Origin of the sequence: Mucilaginibacter terrenus (assembly GCF_003432065.1) — a bacterium.
Lineage (GTDB): Bacteria > Bacteroidota > Bacteroidia > Sphingobacteriales > Sphingobacteriaceae > Mucilaginibacter > Mucilaginibacter terrenus.
The window spans coordinates 959,745-979,123 of the sequence record NZ_QWDE01000001.1 but is presented as its reverse complement, the minus strand read 5'-3'; the positions used below and the strand labels follow the sequence as shown (position 1 = coordinate 979,123).

The window sequence follows — 19,379 nt, the reverse complement described above, 5'->3', positions numbered from 1 at the left end:
CTGACAAAACACAGCTGCGATGGTTTAGCGCTGCTGCCAGTTTTAAAAAGCTGAAAGTTGCAGGCCAGGCTGCGTTTTTTTCATTGGTACATACACATTCCTGAAGTTGTCTGCAGTAAGCACTCGTTTACTAAACTTAAACTCCGCTACCGTTTTATATCGCGCATCTTCATTGAAGGCCTCCTTACGTAACACAGTAAGGTTATCGATTTTAAAGGTATGCTGAAATAAAGCGTTTTGAAATTTAGGCCATAACAAATCAAAGTTCTTTTTAGATAAGTTCTTTAAAATGGTAATGTGGGGAGTTTTGTGTTTAGGTTTTCCAGGAGCTATGGTTTGCATTTGATCAAACCAGGCTTTCGTCATTTCATCCATCTCTATAGAAGCGTATATGGTGTTACTTTCCTTAAAACAATCAAATCCATTTATTTTAAGGTTAATTGAAGGTAACTTTCTTAACCTATACTCCAGGTTCAGAAATGATGGCTCAACAAAGCTCAACATCTTTCTGTCGAGATAATTGACAGTTATATGCGCAATACTGTGCCGGCTTTCAAAACTGCCTATCACATCTGCAGACCAGCTCTTGTATTTCTTTATGAACTCTTTTACCTGTTCATCGGGAGAGAGTACGTATAGGTAATTATATAATTGTGTTATATGTTCGTGTAACATAAGCCTTATTTAAGATTGTTAACTACTGTCATTATTTTTCCGCCGAACCTGAATGTTTTGTAAGCCTCCCACTTTGGCTGGTTTGCAAATGTTTCGCGCTTAACTACTTTAATCTCGCTTACGAAAAATGGCATCACCAGTTGCTTGTGCCTGAAATGCGGCCACAAGGTGTTAAAGTATTCTACATTAATATTCCTCACAACAGTAATGTGCGGAATGATAGCTTTTTTAATACCCAGGACTTTCCTGATTGAGATTAACCATTCGTCTACGGCTGGTGTGATGCGGATAGCGGCGTAAATTGTATGCTTGTTATGCAAGTGTGTGAAATACTTAAACCCGTCTATGTACAGTTGTACTGGCGGGATTGTATTAAAACCCAATTCCATACGCTGGATTGTGCTATCTGCAAAAAACGGCTTTTGCCTTTCTACTTGTGCAAGGCTGATGTGCGCCGGCGAGTTCATGCTGGCGTATTGGCCAATTAACCTTGCCGAAGCACGCTTGTAGCGGTCAATCTCCAGTTTAACTTCTTCAGGAGGCGAAAGCAGGAAAAGATAATCGGCATACCCTGTCATGTACTATGTGTTTGTTGAACACAAAAATGCTAATAATTTTAGCATTTGCAAATTATTTTACATATTTGTGCATGGGTGTTAAACGCCATATAGTACACATAGACCTCGACTCGTTCTTCGTATCGGTTGAGCGCAAGTTTGACCCATCGCTCATCGGAAAGCCTGTTATTATAGGCGGTTCAAGCGATAGGGGCGTGGTGGCATCTGCGAGTTATGAGGCGCGCGCTTTTGGTGTACACTCGGCAATGCCCACGCGGCAGGCACTAAAGCTTTGTCCCCAGGCAGTAGTTGTACATGGCACTTACGGACGTTACAGCGAAGCATCAAGGGAGGTCACAGAGATCATTCACAGGTCAGTACCATTATATCAGAAGACGTCTGTAGATGAATTTTACATAGATCTTACCGGGATGGACCGCTTTTACGATCCTTATGATGTTGCGACTAACCTGCGACAAACGGTCATACGGGAGACTGGTCTGCCCATATCGTTCGGCATGGCATCTAGTAAAACACTTGCTAAAATGGCTACCAATCAGGCTAAGCCAAACGGGCAACTGCGAATACCGCATGGCGGCGAGCGGGAGTTTTTAGCTCCGCTGAACATTCGTAAGATTCCCGGGCTAGGCGAGAGTACCTGCCAAAAGCTGTATCAGTATGGTTTGGAGAAAATAGGGGACCTGCAGCGCGTCAATCTAAAGTTCCTTGAGGCGGTATTTGGCAAAATGGGGACGTATATCTATAATAAAGCAAACGGTATTGATGACAGTGACATTATACCCCACAGTGATCGCAAGTCTATCAGTACCGAAAATACCTTTGAGAGCGATGTGAAGGACAGGCGCACGCTGGAGAACATCCTCGTTAGCATGACTGAAGAACTGGCAGGCAAACTGAGGCGGGAGAACAAGGTTGCGGGCTGCCTTGCTATAAAGCTGCGCTATTCAAATTTCGAAACACATACCGTTCAACAAAAAATTGCACTTACCGCAGCAGAACACATTTTGATTCCGGGTATCAAAAACCTGCTGGATAAAGCGTGGAACCAGCATCGGCCAATAAGGCTGATAGGTGTGAAATTGAGTAACCTGAGCACCGGCAGTTATCAAATAAATTTGTTTGAAGACAATGAGCAGCGCATCCGCCTTTATCAAGCAATGGACACCATCAACTTTCGTTTTGGAGATAAGACCATTTGCAGGGCCGCTGGTATGGAGGTAGGCGCGCGTAGTTTTAACCCGTTCTTAAAGGATTGAAACCAGTTATATTACCGCTTCTGTTTCGCCTGAATTCATAGTATTTCTCTGTGGTTCTCTACGCAGAAACATGTAGGCAAGCGTCACAGCAGTAACAACAGCCGACGCGTAGATGATGTACGGCACACGTACTATTACATCATGGTAGTACCACCCGGCAAACAGCGCCCCCAAGCCAATGCCGGCTTCCAGGGATATGTACATGGTGGCAACTGCCTTTCCACGAAAGTCAGGCTTGCTCATATCTATTGTCCACGCGTTGAGAGCAGGGGACAGGACTCCGTTTGAGATACCATAGAGCACTGCGCCAACCATTAACCCGATAGAGCTATGTTGATAGCCGATCACAACCAACGCGATAACCAATAATGCCAACCCAGCTTTAATAACATGAATGCGGCCATGCTTATCGGATACTTTCCCAGCAACAAAACGGATCAATAACGAGGCAACTGTAAACACCATAAAAAACAAACCTTTGTTCGCTATGCCGACATGTTGACTCCAGTCGGGAACAAGGGTAAGTATGGCACCGTAAGAAACATAGCTAAGCAGAGTAACAATAGCGACGGGTAATACCTCAACGGCAATAATATCTCCCCGGGATATTTTGAGTGCTGATAGCTCAAATTTCTGCTTGTTCTTTAATGTCTCTTTCATATTCATCACCAGTACAATAGACATTAGTGCAAAGAATGATGATGTATAAAATAATGTGTTAAGTGAGTGCGACATACGGATGGCGCTGCCTATAGCGGGTCCAACAGCCATACCTGTACTAAAAAATAAGCCATGCATACCTAATGCTTCGCCCCAGCGTTCGCGCGGTACCATGTCTGCCACGTATGCCGCGGTTGCGGTCGGCTTAAAACCGGTTGAAAAGCCATGTATCAGCCTGATAAACAATAAACCTGAAACACTTGCAAGTACCGGGTATAAAAAACCGCACACAAAGCACACTATCGACCCTACGGCCATTACTGGCACACGTCCAAGTGTATCTGTAAGTCGCCCGCTAAACGGACGGGAAACGCCCGCCGTAAGCGTAAACAAGGCGATAATTAATCCTTTATACTGTGCCCCGCCCAAGCTGCTTAAGTATGCAGGCAGTTCTGGTATCAGCATGTTATAACTGGCAGAAAAAAGCAAAGAGCTCAAACAAACTAAACCGAAATGTAAGTTATAGATAGGGTGCTGAGGTTTAGTCATCAACTATAATTAAGGCCGCAAGTTAAAGTTTCCTGCTGATAGCAACGGTGCTAAAATGTAATTGGCTGCTTAACAAGCAACAAGCCCTTACCTAAGGTAAGGGCTGCCTTAATGTGCCGACGTTTTATATCTTATTGCAAAAACACATATGTCTTCTTGCCAAATTCCATAAACACGTTTAGCTGCTTTGTTACCACTTGATTGTTAGAAGTTACAGCCATAGTATAATTGCCAGGTTCCAGGTCAGAAAGATTGTATGCTTTTGCAACTGAATGCTTTGCAGAAAGATAGTCCCTCATAAGCTCTGAGTTTTTATCATCGTAAAAGGTTACGTAAGTTTTGCCGGTTGTTTCTTTAGCAATCTTGAGGTCTACTACAAGATTTCTTGCAGATGCTGCTACGGTTATCTCATCTTGTATAGGGTCTGCTTTAACGGTTGTAGCTGCGAACAAACCAGTGCTGGCCAACAATAAAAGAGCAGTTAATTTGATTGAATTTTTCATTTTATTCTTTATTTATTATGTTATCTAATCGTTTCAATAATCAAATGAACAACATAATAGCAGTTGCGTAAAATGAAATAGACCAACGGCCGTAAGTTATAGACATACCGTTCACTTAAACGGATATAGCTGATAACGAGCCTTTTTACCAGTATTTTGTGGTTTGTCGGTAAAAACAGCTGTTTGGCAGATCGTATAAGGAGACTGGTAGATAAAAGCCAATTAGTGACATCGTAATTGCCAATTACATAGCTAATTTATACTTACCACGTAATTATCATATTAAAAGTATTATTTTGCATGAGCAAATAGTAATGCAGCCCCTTACAACCTTGCACAACTGTTAATATGCTTTTTAACTCCTTATCTTTTGCAATCTTTCTGCCGATTGTTTTTATACTTTACTGGTTTGTAACCAACAAAAGTTTAAAGCTGCAAAACTTGCTTTTACTGGCATCCAGCTATTTCTTTTACGCTTGCTGGGATTATCGTTTCCTGTTCCTACTGGCTTTCTCCACCTTTCTTGATTTTTATACCGGCCAACGCATTTATGCAGCTGAAAATAAAGCAAGCAAAAAGTTTTGGTTATGGCTTAGTGTAGGTATAAACGTAGGGTTACTGGGTGTATTTAAGTATTATAATTTTTTTGCCGGCTCTTTTATTGATCTGCTTTCAGAGTTTGGCGTAAAAACAACCTTTAGTGCGCTTAACATACTGTTACCTGTCGGCATATCATTTTATACGTTTCACGGCTTATCGTATGTATTCGACATCAGCAACGGAAAAACAAAACCGTGTTACCAATTTGTGGATTATGCCGTTTTTGTGAGCTTTTTCCCTTTGCTGGTTGCAGGCCCAATTGAACGTGCTACACATTTACTTCCTCAAATTCAAAAAGAACGCAGCTTCAGTTACGCACAGGCAGTAAATGGTATGCGGCAAATACTTTGGGGATATTTCAAGAAAGTAGCTATAGCTGATAATTGTGCCGAATATGTGACCATGATATTTAACAACTATCAGCACTACCCAGGCAGCGTAGTGCTGATGGGTGCGGTATTGTTTACCATAGAGGTTTACTGCGATTTCTCCGGATATTCTGATATTGCGCTAGGGGTAGCTCGGTTATTTGGTATAGAACTGCTTCGCAACTTTGCCTTTCCGTTCTTTTCCCGCAGTATTGCCGAGTTCTGGCGCAGGTGGCACATATCCTTATCATCGTGGTTTAAAGATTACGTGTACATACCGCTCGGGGGCAGCAAAGTGAGTGCCTGGAAAAGGGTACGCAACACATTTATTATATTCCTGCTAAGCGGTATTTGGCATGGTGCGTCATGGACGTATGTTATCTGGGGAGCACTTAGTGCTTTATTCATCATGCCATCAATACTAATGAAGAGCAACCGTACCTACACGGATATTGTAGCAAAGGGTAAGCTGTTCCCAACTTTTGATGAACTTTGGCGCATGGCGCTCACCTTTGCACTTACCGTGCTATCATTAGCTATCTTTAGGTCGAGCGATATTGTTAACGCTTTTTACTTTATCGGGAGGATATTTTCTTCGTCAATATTGGTTAAACCAACAGGGGAGATGTTTATGGGCGGTTCGGTACATATTCTGTTCCTGCTGGCAGTTGTTACATTGTTTATGATGATGGAATGGCTGGGCCGTGAGAATAAGTTTGCTATTGAGACTACGGGAGACCGGAAGCCAAGACCAGTAAGGTGGGCATTTTACCTGGTAATAGTCATGCTTACCTTTTACATGACCGGCGTGCCACAACAGTTTGTTTATTTTCAGTTTTAACACATGAAAAGATACCTTTTATATTGTGCTGCTTTTGCTCTGTTGGTGTTGATGACTGCATTTGCCATGAACCGGAATTATTTTCCCGGTAAGGCAATTGGTAACGACGGATATATAGGTGCAATAATTGATAAACATGCCTGGGCTGATAAAACAAAATCGCCCCGTATTATTTTTACCGGGGGCTCGAGTGTTTGCTTTGGGATAGATAGCAAGATGGTAGAGCAGCATACCGGCATGCCTGTAGTTAATATGGGCCTTAACGGTAGCCTTGGGCTTGAATTTATCCTTAATCAGGCCAAATACATCGCTAGACCGTCTGACGTTGTTATCCTATCTGTAGAGTACTACCTCTCCAAAGAAGGTAGTTATAAATTTAAAAAGGAAGCAGAACGGTTGTATCCGCCAGCGGGTACTTTCTTTGAGCATAGCATCAAAAACCGGCTTAACGACTTTTTTATAGAAGACCTTCAGCATAACTTCCATATTACCTTTATGCACCTTATGGGGCGCAAAACAAGGGAATTTCCTAAGAATGTAGTTTATTCCCGTTCGTCGTTCAATGAAAATGGAGATGTGGTCAGAAACTTTGATCCGCATCCGTCTCACGAATTCGTTAACAAGTTTGTTTTAGATTATCAGGTAAACCCTGACATACCGCTGCTGAACGACTTCAAAGAATTTGCAGATAAGAAAGGCATTAAGGTTTATTTCGTTTATCCGCCATTAGATGCTGCCGTTTACAAACCAAAAGAAAAGGTTATCAGCAAAATAGCACAGGAATATGCTGAGGAAATGAAAATAAAAACACTGAATACCCCCCAAGATGCGCTGCTGCCTGATAGTTTATTCTACGATAACGAATACCATTTAATACCTGCCGGAAGAAAAGCACGTACTGAACATGTGTTGCAGCTAATGAAAGCGCACAACATAGTACCAATAAAATAAGCTTTCCTATATTGACCCAGATGTGATATGGTTAGGGGTTATATACATGCAAAATTGGTATTTTAGCGGCCATTAATACTTAGCACTAGCAAACTCATTGCAAAATGTCAGCGGAACTTAAGCAATTCATAAGCAGCTATGCCACGTTTGCGGCAGATGAACTGAATGATATTACCAGCCGTTTTACCGAGCGAAGCGTATTCAAAAATGGGTTCATGCTCCAGGAAGGTGAAGTGTGCACTGACCTTGTATTTGTTCAAAATGGTTGCTTAAGGCTTTATTACGTTGATAATGATGTCGAAATTTCTGTTTGGTTTGCTTTTCCACATTCTTCAGCAATTGATATCTATAGCTTTATAAGTGATAAACCATCTGTGTATTACCTGCAGGCAATTGAAGACAGCACAGTGTGGTACCTGCCAAAGGCCGAGCTTACCACTTTATACGAACAATACCCAAGAATGCAGGAGATGATGCGTAAGTTTTGGGAAGATGCAGTGCTCAACTTGATAGATCGGTTCACCGCTCTTCAGAGGGACTCTGCAGAAAAGCGCTACCTTGATCTAATGGCTAAACCACCGTACCTCCAAAAGATCCCTCAAAAGTACCTCGCGTCGTTTATAGGTGTAACACCTACATCGTTAAGCCGCATACGTAAAGGAATAAGGTAGCCTGTTACAGTTTTACCTCTCTTACCTTTGGCGTTAAAAAATGCATAAGAAGCCATGCTAACAGATATGCACAAGCGCAGATGGTGAATATTATATTATATCCCGCTGTGATGTTGCCCGCTGCCTTATAGTGGTCGAGTATTATACCTACAAGAAACGGAAATAAAATGCCTCCAACAGAACCTGCCATTCCGCCAATGCCCACCACGGAACTTAACGCCTTTTTTGGAAATATGTCTGACGCTGTGGTAAATATATTGGCACTCCATGCCTGGTGAGCTGCTCCTGCAAGGCTGATTAAAGCAACGGCTTGCCAAATATTAGTAGCATAACGCGCTGCAAATATCGGGATGACACAAAAAGCAAATAGCAGCATCGCCGTTTTACGTGCCCTAAAAATGGGCATGCCGCGTTTAATTAACCAGGATGACAGGTATCCTCCGCCGATACTCCCTATTGATGCTGCTGTATAAACAATAACTAAATGGATGTTTGGCTTTTTAAGATCCAGATTGAATGTACTTGAAAAGTAGGACGGGAGCCAGAACAGGAAGAACCACCAGATAGGATCGGTAAGAAATTTCCCTATGAAAAATACCCATGTCTGACGGATTACCAATAATCTAAGCCAGCTAGTTTTTTCGGTAGAAGTATTGTCGTTTGTCTCATCGGCTGCATCACTATGGATGTATTCATATTCCGCCGGATTAATTTTTTTATGTCGTGATGGTATTTCGTAAAAAATAACCCAGAATACCAGCCACACAAAGCCAATAGCACCTGTTATAATAAAAGCCATTTGCCAGTTATACACCCCCAGGATCCAGGGAACCATCACGGGTGCTACAACTGCGCCAATGTTGGCGCCGGAGTTGAAAATCCCTGTGGCCAAAGCACGTTCACGTTTAGGAAACCACTCTGCAACAACCTTAATTGCGGCCGGAAAGTTTCCCGATTCACCAGCACCCAACGCTGCTCTCACCGCGCCAAACCCGAAGGTTGATTTCACAAGTGCATGTGCCATGGCTGCTACACTCCACACTATCAGTGAGACGGTATAACCGAGTTTAGTCCCCAACTTATCTATAACGCCCCCAAAGGCCAATAACCCCATAGCGTAAAATGCCTGAAAAGCCATTACAATACGGCTATAATCCTCCTCAGTCCAATTAAATTGTTTCTCAAGAGTTGGCTTTAACAAACCTATAACCTGCCTGTCGAGATAGTTAATGGTGGTAGCAAAAAATAGCAGGACTACTACTATCCAGCGGTAGTTGGTTTTTTGATTGTTGCTCATATAGGTTGGTTTGCCGTTCTTACAAAGCGGCGTTTGTTATCATTGGTGTTAGGGCCACTCGAGGCGTTAAAAATTTGGCTTTATCGAACTTTTTATCTTTTCCACAGTACTGGTAGTTGCGTCACCTTCAATAAATAGCTTGTCGAAAGCCGCTGCTGTGGCAAAATCAACGATTTCAGATGGAGAGAACCTGTTGTAAAACCCATAAACGAGGCCGGCCATATAGCAATCACCACTACCTACTTTATCTACTACGTGGTTGGCATCATAAACAGCTGATGAATGTAACTGCCCATCAGTGTACAACGCGGTATAATACTCTATGCCTTTACCATCGTCAAATCTAAACGTATTGGCTACAGCTTTACATTTCGGATAGCGGCTCATGATTTCCTGCGAACTTGAAAGCGCCTCTTTAAGATAGATGCTGCGCTGTCCTGATTCATGTATATCAGGCATTACAGGTATGCCTAATAACTTTTCAGCAGACCATACATTGCCCATTATCAGGTCGCAATATTTAGCAAGTGCCGGCATAACCTCATACGGTACTTTATTGTATTGCCACAATTTTGCCCGATAGTTCAGGTCTATTGATATGGTTATGCCTTTGGCGGATGCTGCTTTTAAAGCTTCTTCACACAGGTCGGCTGTTGTTTGCGACAGGGCGGGGCAAATAGCACTAAAGTGAAACCAGCTTACACCATTTAAGACATTGTCCCAATCAACTACACCGGTTTTCAGCTCAGCAAACGAAGAGCCCGCGCGATCATATATTACAGCATCATGCTTCATGTCCTTTCCTTGGGTGAGATAGAACAAACCAAGCCGTGAACCGCCTTTGTGGACGGCTGATACATCAATGCCTAGGTTAGCTACGTACGATAACAGCTGATCGGATATTCCATTATCCGGCAATGCAGTAAAGTATTTAGAGGGGACTTCCCACAAAGCCAACGCGGTTGCAACATTAAGTTCTGCACCGCCGACATGAAAAGGGAGCTTGTTAGTACTAAGCCAATTGCCGTCAGCATCAGGGCAAAGCCTGAGCAGCAATTCTCCAAAAGTTAATACTGATCCTGTTTTATGTGCCTGGTTGAACATATTACACGCCACTGAATACAGAAAATCCACCATCAACACATATCATAGAACCTGTTACGAATTTGGAGGCATCACTTAGCAGCCAAACCAATGCGCCTATAAGCTCATCAGGATGGCCAAAGCGTTTAAAGGGTGTTTGGCGGATTACAGATTGGCCGCGGGGAGTGTAGCCTCCGTCGGGTGTGGTCAGCAGATTACGGTTTTGCTCTGTAAGGAAAAATCCGGGAGCTATAGCATTCATTCGTATGGCATCGCCATAGCGGTTAGCAAGTTCTACCGCGAACCATTGGTTATAGCAATCCACAGCGGCTTTGCCCATATTGTAGCCTAGGACCTTGGTTACTGCCCGTTTGGAATTCATGGAAGAAATGTTAACAATACTACCCGCTCCGGTTTTAGCGATAGCTTCACCGAATATCTGCGTAGGCAGGAGGGTGCCCCAAAGATTCAGATCAAGCACCTTTTTCATCCCTTCCATATTCATTGAGAAAAGGTCTTCCTCCGGCTGTAGCACACCGCCGGGCATGTTACCACCCGCGGCATTTACAAGCCCGTCTATTTTACCAAAACGCTCCAGAACTGTATTCTTCGCAGTATTTAAGGCAACTTCGTCCAAAACATTAGCCACCAGCGCTAATGCCTGACCACCGTTTTTGTTGATAGCATTTGCGCGCTCTTCGGCAATTTGCTGGTTGCGTCCAAGTATAGCAACAGCACCGCCGGCTTCAACAATACCGTTTACAAATGCATTTCCTAAAATACCGGTACCGCCGGTAACCACAATTACTTTATTTTTTAACGAAAACGAATTGTCCATAGATGATGTAAGGCAGAGTGCCAAAGGTTTATTATACTCGCAATTGTACAATTATAGCTTTTTATATAGAAACAAAATTGAGCTTATTTTAACGCAATCGTTTTCGGGAGCAAGCCTAAATTGGGGTTAATGATTTAAATACAATATTTATAACTTTACCTCATCACCATTATAAACTATCTAAATACAAAACTTATGCGCCGACTCTTTAAGGCTTCTGTTGCAGTGTTGCTGCTTTCCTGTTCAGCTATAAATTTATCAGCCCAGCAAGCTGAATTAAAGAAGGACCCCGATGTAATTGGTCGCTGGGATTTAACTCTACAAAAGGACGGTAAGGAATTGCCATCATGGCTGGAAGTTCAAAAATCCGGTACACACACCTTAATAGGCAGGTATACTTATGCATTTGGCAGTGCCCGACCTATATCTGAAGTAAAACCTGCTGACGGGAAGTTTAGCTTTTCTATTCCGCCACAGTGGGAGGAAGGAAACCGTAATATGGATTTCCAATTTGAAGTAAGCGGTAATGCAATTAAAGGGACAATGGTTTATACCGATGGTAAAACTTATGAGTTTAAAGGTGAACGTGCGCCTTTGCTTGCAAGAACTAAGGCGCCTGTTTGGGCAGCACCTGTACGTTTATTTAATGGTAAAGACACCAAAGGTTGGCACACTGAGGGCACAAACCAATGGGTAGTAGAGAAGGGTATATTAAGAAGCCCGAAATCAGGGTCTAACCTGATCACAGACAGGAAATTTACAGATTTTAAATTACATATCGAGTTCAGGTACCCACAAGGTAGCAACAGTGGCGTTTACCTAAGGGGCCGTTACGAATTGCAAGTAATTGATACGAAAAGCGGAGAGCCAGAACCGATTAACAATCAATTTAGCTCGATTTATGGATTTTTGCCGCCTAACAAGATGACGGCCAAAAACCCGGGGGAGTGGCAGTCGTATGACGTAACATTGGTTGGCCGCAAAGTAACTGTTGTGGCAAATGGTACTACTGTTATTTGCGATCAAATAATCCCAGGCATTACCGGTGGTGCAATAGATAGCAAAGAAGGTGAACCAGGACCGATTCTTATCCAGGGAGATCATGGACCTATAGACTACCGCAATATTGTTATTACACCCGTGAAGTAACGCTAATAAATAATCCATAGAATATAAAAGCCTGAATACACTTCTTTATTCAGGCTTTTTCCGTCTTCAGCTTATTCTGATAATCAGACGGGGGCATTCCAAATTGCTTAATGAAGTTTCGTCCAAAATGGGTTTGAGAGGTGTAGCCTACAATTTCGGCAATCTCAAAAATCTTATGATCACCTGCTGAAAGTAGCTCAGCGGCTTTTTTTAACCGTGCAACGTTTATAAGCTCGTTAGGAGTAAGGTCGGATATCGCTTTTATTTTTCGGTACAACGTTGGCCTGCTCATGTTCATAAGGTCAGCTAATTGTTCTACATCAAGGTTTACGTTGGTGAGGTTTTTATTAATCTCATCGTTTAACTTGTCCAGGAACAACTCGTCAGCTTTAGAGTATGCTATGGTATTTACATGTACCAAGGGCGAGCTGGCAAAATAAGCTTTTATCTTGCTGCGATTTTTAAGCAGGTTAGCAATTTGGACTTGCAGATGCTTCGGTGAAAACGGCTTTTCTATATAGGCATCCGCGCCGATTTCAAGTCCTTCAATCTTTGATTGCAGCGTATGTTTTGCAGTGAGCATTATCACTGGTATGTGGCTGCTCTGAATATCAGACTTTATTTCTCTGCATAGTTCAAAACCATCCATCACTGGCATCATCACATCAGTAATTACAAGGTGTACAGCTTCAGTTCTTACTTTATCTAAAGCTTCAACACCGTTGATTGCTGTTAAAACATTGTAATCAGCGGATAAGTCTTCACCTATAAAATCTAAGATCTCTTCATTATCATCTACCAGCAATATAGTCGGCTTATCCATAAAAACTAAAGGTTAAATTCAATATCCTGGTGTATTGGAAGGACCAGAGCAACAGTATTCATGTTATCTTCGGATAGCATTAGGTTAAGAGAGCCTTTGTGCAGTTCAGCCAAATAACGTGATAATGGTAAACCTATTCCGGTGCCGGATTGTTTCTCTGCCTCTTTCATCCGGTAAAATGTTTCAAATATTTTGTCCTTCATCTCAAAAGGAACAAGCGGACCATCATTTTTTACAAGTATGGTGAATGTATTGTCATCTTCACTTGGTGTTAAAGAGATTGACACCTTGCTTACGGCATATTTAAGGCTGTTATCAACCAAGTTTGATAATATCTTATTTAGCGCTTCGGTGTCAACATAGGCATAAAAACTATGATGCGGCAATGTGTTTTTAACCTGCAGTTTTTTGTGCTCTATAGTAGGACGGAAGCGTAGAAGGACATCTTTGATAAATTCGGTTATGTCCGTTTTTACAAAGTTTAGCGAAAATCCATGTGTTTCGGTTTTCCTGAAATCCAACAGCTGATTAGTAAGCGTAAGAAGCCTATCTATGTTACGCTCCATGATGGTGAGGTTCTTTTTGACGTCGGGGAAAAGCGCAACTTTATGCATAACTTTCTCCATAGGGCCTTTTATGAGCGTCAATGGGGTGCGTATCTCGTGAGCTATATGAGTAAAAAAAGTAATTTTCGCATGATAAAGCTCCTTCTCCTTTTCATTTTCCAGCAGATCTATTTTGCGTCGGTTTTTTTCATTAACCGCCCGGTGATAATTTCGCACCAAAATGTAAATGCCAGAAGCAATAAGCACCCCATAAATTAGCCACGCGTAAATACTTGCCCAGTACGGTGGATCAATTATAATGGTAAGCGATGCGTTGTACTGGCTCCACAAGCCGCTGCTGTTAGTAGCCTTAACTTTGAAATGGTAAGTGCCGGTTGATAGCCGGGTAAAATACACCTTCCTGTTAGTGCTTAAGTATACCCAGTCTTTATCCAACCCGGCCATTTTATAAGCATAACCTGCGGTTTGGGGTGAAGTATAGCTTAAAGCCGCAAAATCGATGCTAAAAGAGGATTGGTTGTACTGAAGCTCCACAGTATCTGTAAAGCTTACAGAACGCGACAATGGTGAACCCTTTTTAATTTCGATCTCCTGGTTATTTACCTGAAAGCCGGTTATATACACCGGTGGTTTATAGGTATTGGTGACGAAATTGGCAGGATTGAATTTGATCATGCCTTTCACACAACCAAAATACAAATTCCCTATACTATCTTTATAGCCCGAGTTATAGTTGAACTGGTCACTTAACAATCCATCCGCTTTGGTGTATGTTTTTAAATTACCTGTGTGGCTGTCGCGCTTAACCAGGCCTTTTGACGTACTTATCCAAAGATTTCTTTCGTCGTCTTCAAGCATTGTATATATAACATTACTTGGTAGCCCGTTTTGGATACTAATACTTAAAAAGTTTTTCCTCGTTTTATCGTATTTACAAAGTCCGTTTTCAGTTGCAACCCATATCTCACCACTGCTATCTTCAAATATCCTGTTTACTTTATTGCTGCTGATGCTATGGCTATCATTTACATTGTAGATATAATGTTGCGATTTCCTTATCTTGGAATTATAGTAAAACAGTCCTTCCCGATAGGAACCAACCCAGATGTTTCCTGCTGAGTCCTCCATAATGCTGGTATAAAAAGCGGTGGTTGGTATGTTGGTGATAACCCGAAACTTATGTGTCGCGGGATAGTATTGGTACAACCCCCGCGTTGTACCGGCCAGTATTGCTCCTGACCTGGTTTGATACAGCGTATAGAAGAAGTTGCTTTTGAGTGTTGTATCCGAAAAAACAGTATAATGCCCTATTACTTTCCCACTCGCTTTGTTCAATATATCAAGGCCATGCTCAAAGGTGCCTATCAGCAACTCTTTATCCGTATTCAGCAAACCATGAATGTTTGAAGTGGATATGTCTGTAGCTTTACCCAAAGGCTTGAAATTTTTAAAAAGACCTTTGTTTATATCATACTGGCTTAGGCCACCATCTTCTGTGCCAATCCACAAGCTTTTTTTATCAGCAGCTATTTCTCTTACCGCGTTGCCCGCTAGCGAATTTTCTCCAACCTTTGGAAAGTACTTTTCAAAATAACTATATTGTTTAGCATAATAATTTAGCCCGCCAAAATAAGTACCCGCCCAAATGCCGCCTTCACGATCTTTACAAAAAGTGTATACCGCGTTATCGGTTAACGAATATGGGTCATTGTATTGTTTATGCAAAAGGGCTGCTTTACCTGTATTTAAGTTGAAGTTATATATGCCCGACTCTGTGGCTGCCCAGTATTCATTACCGCTTTTCTTTATAAAGTCACGAACAAACACTTCGGTTTTATCCTCATTATTGGTGATAACGTCACGGTATGTTCCGGCAGTAGTATTAAGCAACTTAATACCCTGGTTAGATGTTCCAACCAGCAAATTGCCATTACCTGCATCAGCTAGTTTTTGAATCCAATAAGCCGTACATGGTTTGGAGTGGCTAAAAACGTCAACCGATGTAAAATGGTCGGTATTGGCATCGTACTTTGTAACCAACCGCGCTGTTGTGGATACCCACAGGTCACCATTAACAAAAGCCATTGATACCGCGTTAATACCTTGCTTATTGTAAACGGTCAGTTTGTGGTTGGCAAGGTTGTATTTGTGCAAAGTTATGCCAGCTATAAACCATATGTTACCGCTACGGTCAGCCTTAATGTCCCGTATCTCGTCGTCTGTTCCTAAGTTAAAAAGTGCAAACCGTTCTGTGAGCTCGTTATACAGGTAAATGCCCCTGTCCGTGCCTACCCAAAGTCTTCCGTCTTTATCTTGATATAAGCAGTAGATGATATTATTACCCAGGCTTCCTTTTTTATCAGCGTCGTTTCTAAATACCTTAAAAGTATACCCATCAAAACGGTTCAGTCCGTCCTTTGTACCAAACCACATAAAACCTTTGTTGTCCTGCAAGCTGCTTAACACGGCATTATTTGAAAGTCCGTTTTCTACCTGGTAATGCACAAAAGAGTATGACTGGCCTAATAGCGTTGTAGTTGATGCGCAAATTATCAGTAAACAATATGTAAGCTTTTTAAGGCTCCGGCGGGAGTACAGATGCATTAAATTTAATTATCGGTAAAAAAGCTGGTGAAAGAATGCTTTTGATTATTGGTATTTAAAAATAACAACAATTGTTTACTAAAATGAAAATTGAGACAAAATGATGAAAGATTGATACGCACGTGCAGCGGCACTCTGTTTTATTCATTCATCTTTGACCTAAGAATCATTAACCTATTGTCCTCCCATAGGACTTTTACTACTAACCAATTATAATATATGAAAAAACTCTTACCTCAAAATTTGGGTTTGATGCGTAATCATTCACCTTATGGAGACGAAGCCCGGCCTTTAAGCTCCAAATTATTCCACTTAATTTACCTGCTATTAATAATTTTTGCTGTTACGCCCGCAGTGGCGCAAACATCAGGACAGATTACCGGCCGAGTTACTGATGCAACAGGACAAGGGCTTCCGGGAGTTACTGTCAGAATTAAGGAAAGTACCGGCACTACAGGCGCAGTTACTGATGTTAATGGCCGCTACAGGATTGCAGCAGCAAGCGGAAATACGCTTGTGTTTTCATTTATTGGTTTTACGCCTCAGGAGATTAGAGTGGCCGATCAGGAGGTGATTGATGTACAGATGCGGGATGACGCCCGCTCACTTAACGAAGTGGTTGTTATTGGCTATCAATCTGTCCGGAAGCGCGATCTCACAGGAGCAGTTTCTTCTATAAGCCCGACCGAGGCCAACCGCGTATCTGCAAACAACGTTGCCGAATCGTTACAAGGTTTAAGCCCCGGCGTAACAGTACGCAGCAGCGGGGCGCCAGGCCAAAATTCTCAGATTGAGATCCGTGGTGTTGCGAGCTTTATTAATGCATCTCCGTTATACGTGATAGACGGGATGATAGCAGATGCAAACAGTACCGTAAACAATGACGATGTAGAATCTATCCAGATATTAAAAGATGCATCAGCTGCGGCGATTTACGGTTCACGCGCGGCAAATGGGGTGGTAATTATCACCACCAAAAAAGGTAAAAAGGGCGCTCCTAAAATAAACTTTACTGCTAAATATGGTCAGCAGCGTATACCTAAGCAGTGGGATGTGATGAACAGTACACAATATGCGGCAACCAAAAGCCAGGCTTATACTAATTCTGGGCTGCCTGTTCCTGCAAGCATTGGGTCTGCATTTAACACTGCTGTAAATACTGACTGGCAGGACCTTGACCAACGTACCGGTAATAATCAGGATTACAATCTTTCTGTGTCAGGCGGATCAGACAACTCAACTTACCTGATATCCGGAAGTTATTTTCGTAACCAGGGCGTGCTAAAAGCATACTCATTCGATCGTGCCAGCCTTCGCATTAACACCGAAACGAAAAAAGGGAGGCTCACTTTTGGCGAAAATGCCATGTTAAGCAATAGCAATAACTATCACCCTAACAGGGGTAACCCGTTCTATGATCTTCCGCAGCTTTTACCAACAGTACCGGTACAAAGTAATGGCTTTATAACAAACAACAATGTTAACCCGATGGGTTATAGCACCGGCACAGCTGATAATGGTGGTGATGTTACTTATGCCTACAACTCGCTTGCTGTAAACGATCTTAGCCAGGGGTATAACAATTACGCTAAAATATTGGGCAACGCTTTTGCTCAGTTCCGCGTATTTGATTGGCTAGACTATAAATTTAATGTAGGTTTGGAAGCTAGCTTTGACTATAACCGCGACTTTCGTAAAAACGGCATATTCTCTTACGCCCAACAGCCTGAACTGAGTTATATTGATCAGGATAGGGAGCGTTTCAGAAACATATTACTTGAGCATACGCTTAACTTCAACAAAACTTTTGGTGTACATAACATTAATGGTGTGGTTGGCTTTAGCGAACAAAGCTCCTATCGTGACCTTACGTCGGCTCGCAAAACAAACTTAACTGTACTATCTACGGGCGAATACCTAACAGAGATAAACTCAGCAGGTGGCGCTCCTTCCGTTTCTGGTCGTGTGGCGCAGGATGATAGGATACGTTCTTACCTGGGCCGTTTAAACTACACTTATAATGACAAGTATCTCCTTACAGCATCTGGACGTATTGACCAGGACTCAAGGTTCGGGCCCAACTATCGAAGTGGATTCTTTCCTTCAGTAGCAGTTGCCTGGAGGCTTAGTAAAGAGGATTTCTTTAAAGCTGACTGGGTTGATAACTTGAAAATTAACGCATCATATGGTGTGCTGGGTATTAATACAATCAATTCCTACCAAAATATAGGCTTAATCAATAATTCTCCTCGTGCGATATTTGCGGGAGATGCAATATTCGGTGGAGCTTACCAGTCAACTTTATATAACGCTGATCTGCGTTGGGAAAAGCGGAAAGAAACCAACATAGGTTTTGATGCAAGTTTATTTCACGACAGGCTGTCTGTTTCAGCTTCTGTTTATAATAACAAATCGGAAGACGTACTGGTTAACCAGGTGTTAGGGCAATTCCTGGGCAACGCAGGTGGCAACCCGCCTGTGAATGCGGCATCCATAAGCAATAAAGGTATAGAGGTAGAGGCAACCTACCGAAATAACAATAATGCATTTAAGTGGAGTGTATCCGGCAACGTTACCACAATTAAAAACAAGGTATTAGCCTTAGGTAACCAGGGTGTCGGCGTCAACTATATTCAGCAGGGTAGCACCCGGTCGCAAATAGGTTATGCGCTTGGCCAATGGTATGTTTTGAAAGAGGTTGGTATATTTCAAACTCAGGATGAGATAAACAACTACAAACGTGCTGATGGTAGCCCGATAGAACCATTTGCAAAACCAGGTGACGTGAAGTTTTATGCTGATCCTAACGGAAAAGGTACAATAAACAATAACGACCGTGTGTTTAACGGATCGCCGTGGCCAACGCTTCAAACAGGTTTGCAATTCAATGCTTCCTACAAGCAATTCAATGTTAATCTGCAGTTGGTCGGCATATTCGGGCTTACTATTTACAACGATATCAGGAGAATACTCGACGGCTATCAGAACTCTAACTTCCGCGCAGACATAAACCCGTGGACACCGACTAACACCAGCACTACCGATCCACGGTTAGGTATTGCTAACGGCGATCCCGGTATAGCCAATAACAACACGCCTGAAAGTTCGCGTTGGTTAGAGAATGGCTCTTACGGACGCATACGTAACCTCGAGATTGGCTACACTTTTGGTAAAGCGGCACTGAAACCTCTGCATGTAGAAAATGCAAGAATATTTATCAGCGGCCAAAACCTGCTTACGGTTACCAAATACAAAGGCTTAGATCCTGACTTGGTAGGTAACGGGTTATTACAGCGCGGTGTGGACGCTGGTAACTGGCCGGCAAACCGTATATACTCGGTTGGTGTCAGCTTTGGGTTTTAATTTT

At 42.4% G+C, this 19,379-nt stretch carries 15 protein-coding genes; 6 read left to right on the top strand and 9 right to left on the bottom strand.

The genetic code is table 11. The features are described from left to right. Positions 1-42 precede the first annotated feature (42 nt). Positions 43-675, bottom strand: coding sequence for a 2'-5' RNA ligase family protein (locus tag DYU05_RS04320; RefSeq protein ID WP_117381741.1), 633 nt, complete (start codon positions 673-675; stop codon positions 43-45). Positions 676-680: 5 nt separating this feature from the next. Further along, a complete protein-coding gene (locus tag DYU05_RS04315; RefSeq protein ID WP_117381740.1) occupies positions 681-1,253 on the bottom strand; it encodes a 2'-5' RNA ligase family protein in 573 nt (190 codons plus the stop codon). 71 nt (positions 1,254-1,324) lie between these two features. On the opposite strand from DYU05_RS04315, the gene dinB reads away from it, so the two are divergent. Next, positions 1,325-2,509: a DNA polymerase IV gene (gene dinB, locus DYU05_RS04310; protein ID WP_117381739.1), complete on the top strand. Its 1,185-nt coding sequence runs from the start codon at positions 1,325-1,327 to the stop codon at positions 2,507-2,509. A 6-nt stretch (positions 2,510-2,515) separates the two neighbouring features. On the opposite strand, the gene DYU05_RS04305 is transcribed toward dinB, so the two are convergent. Both DYU05_RS04305 and DYU05_RS04300 read right to left on the bottom strand, forming a co-directional pair. Beyond that, positions 2,516-3,718: an MFS transporter gene (locus DYU05_RS04305; protein WP_117381738.1), complete on the bottom strand. Its 1,203-nt coding sequence runs from the start codon at positions 3,716-3,718 to the stop codon at positions 2,516-2,518. 131 nt (positions 3,719-3,849) lie between these two features. Then, positions 3,850-4,221 (bottom strand): hypothetical protein, encoded by a 372-nt coding sequence (locus DYU05_RS04300; RefSeq protein ID WP_117381737.1) that lies wholly within the window; start codon positions 4,219-4,221, stop codon positions 3,850-3,852. A gap of 348 nt (positions 4,222-4,569) precedes the next feature. Here DYU05_RS04300 and DYU05_RS04295 point away from each other — a divergent pair, with 348 nt between their 5' ends. From DYU05_RS04295 to DYU05_RS04285, 3 genes are all read left to right on the top strand, one after another. Continuing rightward, the gene (locus tag DYU05_RS04295; RefSeq protein WP_117381736.1) at positions 4,570-6,030 is read left to right on the top strand and encodes an MBOAT family O-acyltransferase; all 1,461 of its coding nucleotides are present in this window, start codon (positions 4,570-4,572) and stop codon (positions 6,028-6,030) included. Between the two features lie 3 nt (positions 6,031-6,033). Continuing rightward, on the top strand, positions 6,034-6,981 hold the full coding sequence (locus DYU05_RS04290; RefSeq protein ID WP_133300160.1) for a hypothetical protein: 948 nt from the start codon (positions 6,034-6,036) through the stop codon (positions 6,979-6,981). Positions 6,982-7,085: 104 nt separating this feature from the next. Then, positions 7,086-7,652, top strand: a complete 567-nt coding sequence (locus tag DYU05_RS04285; RefSeq protein ID WP_117381734.1) for a Crp/Fnr family transcriptional regulator — start codon at positions 7,086-7,088, stop codon at positions 7,650-7,652. Positions 7,653-7,656: 4 nt separating this feature from the next. Here the strand turns inward: DYU05_RS04285 and DYU05_RS04280 are convergent, their stop codons facing one another. The 3 genes from DYU05_RS04280 to DYU05_RS04270 all read right to left on the bottom strand — a co-directional run bounded on the left by DYU05_RS04280 (position 7,657) and on the right by DYU05_RS04270 (position 10,870). Next, positions 7,657-8,949, bottom strand: coding sequence for an MFS transporter (locus DYU05_RS04280; protein WP_117381733.1), 1,293 nt, complete (start codon positions 8,947-8,949; stop codon positions 7,657-7,659). Between the two features lie 66 nt (positions 8,950-9,015). Beyond that, positions 9,016-10,053, bottom strand: coding sequence for a sugar kinase (locus DYU05_RS04275; RefSeq protein ID WP_117381732.1), 1,038 nt, complete (start codon positions 10,051-10,053; stop codon positions 9,016-9,018). A 1-nt stretch (position 10,054) separates the two neighbouring features. Next, a complete protein-coding gene (locus DYU05_RS04270; RefSeq protein ID WP_117381731.1) occupies positions 10,055-10,870 on the bottom strand; it encodes an SDR family oxidoreductase in 816 nt (271 codons plus the stop codon). Positions 10,871-11,065: 195 nt separating this feature from the next. On the opposite strand from DYU05_RS04270, the gene DYU05_RS04265 reads away from it, so the two are divergent. Beyond that, on the top strand, positions 11,066-12,019 hold the full coding sequence (locus tag DYU05_RS04265) for a 3-keto-disaccharide hydrolase (RefSeq protein ID WP_117381730.1): 954 nt from the start codon (positions 11,066-11,068) through the stop codon (positions 12,017-12,019). A gap of 49 nt (positions 12,020-12,068) precedes the next feature. Here the strand turns inward: DYU05_RS04265 and DYU05_RS04260 are convergent, their stop codons facing one another. Together DYU05_RS04260 and DYU05_RS04255 are read right to left on the bottom strand one after the other, a co-directional pair. Further along, complete coding sequence (locus DYU05_RS04260; protein WP_117381729.1) at positions 12,069-12,842, bottom strand: response regulator transcription factor; 774 nt, start codon at positions 12,840-12,842, stop codon at positions 12,069-12,071. Between the two features lie 5 nt (positions 12,843-12,847). After that, on the bottom strand, positions 12,848-16,012 hold the full coding sequence (locus tag DYU05_RS04255; RefSeq protein WP_117381728.1) for a ligand-binding sensor domain-containing protein: 3,165 nt from the start codon (positions 16,010-16,012) through the stop codon (positions 12,848-12,850). Positions 16,013-16,231: 219 nt separating this feature from the next. On the opposite strand from DYU05_RS04255, the gene DYU05_RS04250 reads away from it, so the two are divergent. Beyond that, entirely contained in the window at positions 16,232-19,375 is a 3,144-nt protein-coding gene (locus DYU05_RS04250; RefSeq protein ID WP_205771784.1) for a SusC/RagA family TonB-linked outer membrane protein, read from the top strand. Positions 19,376-19,379: the final 4 nt, after the last annotated feature.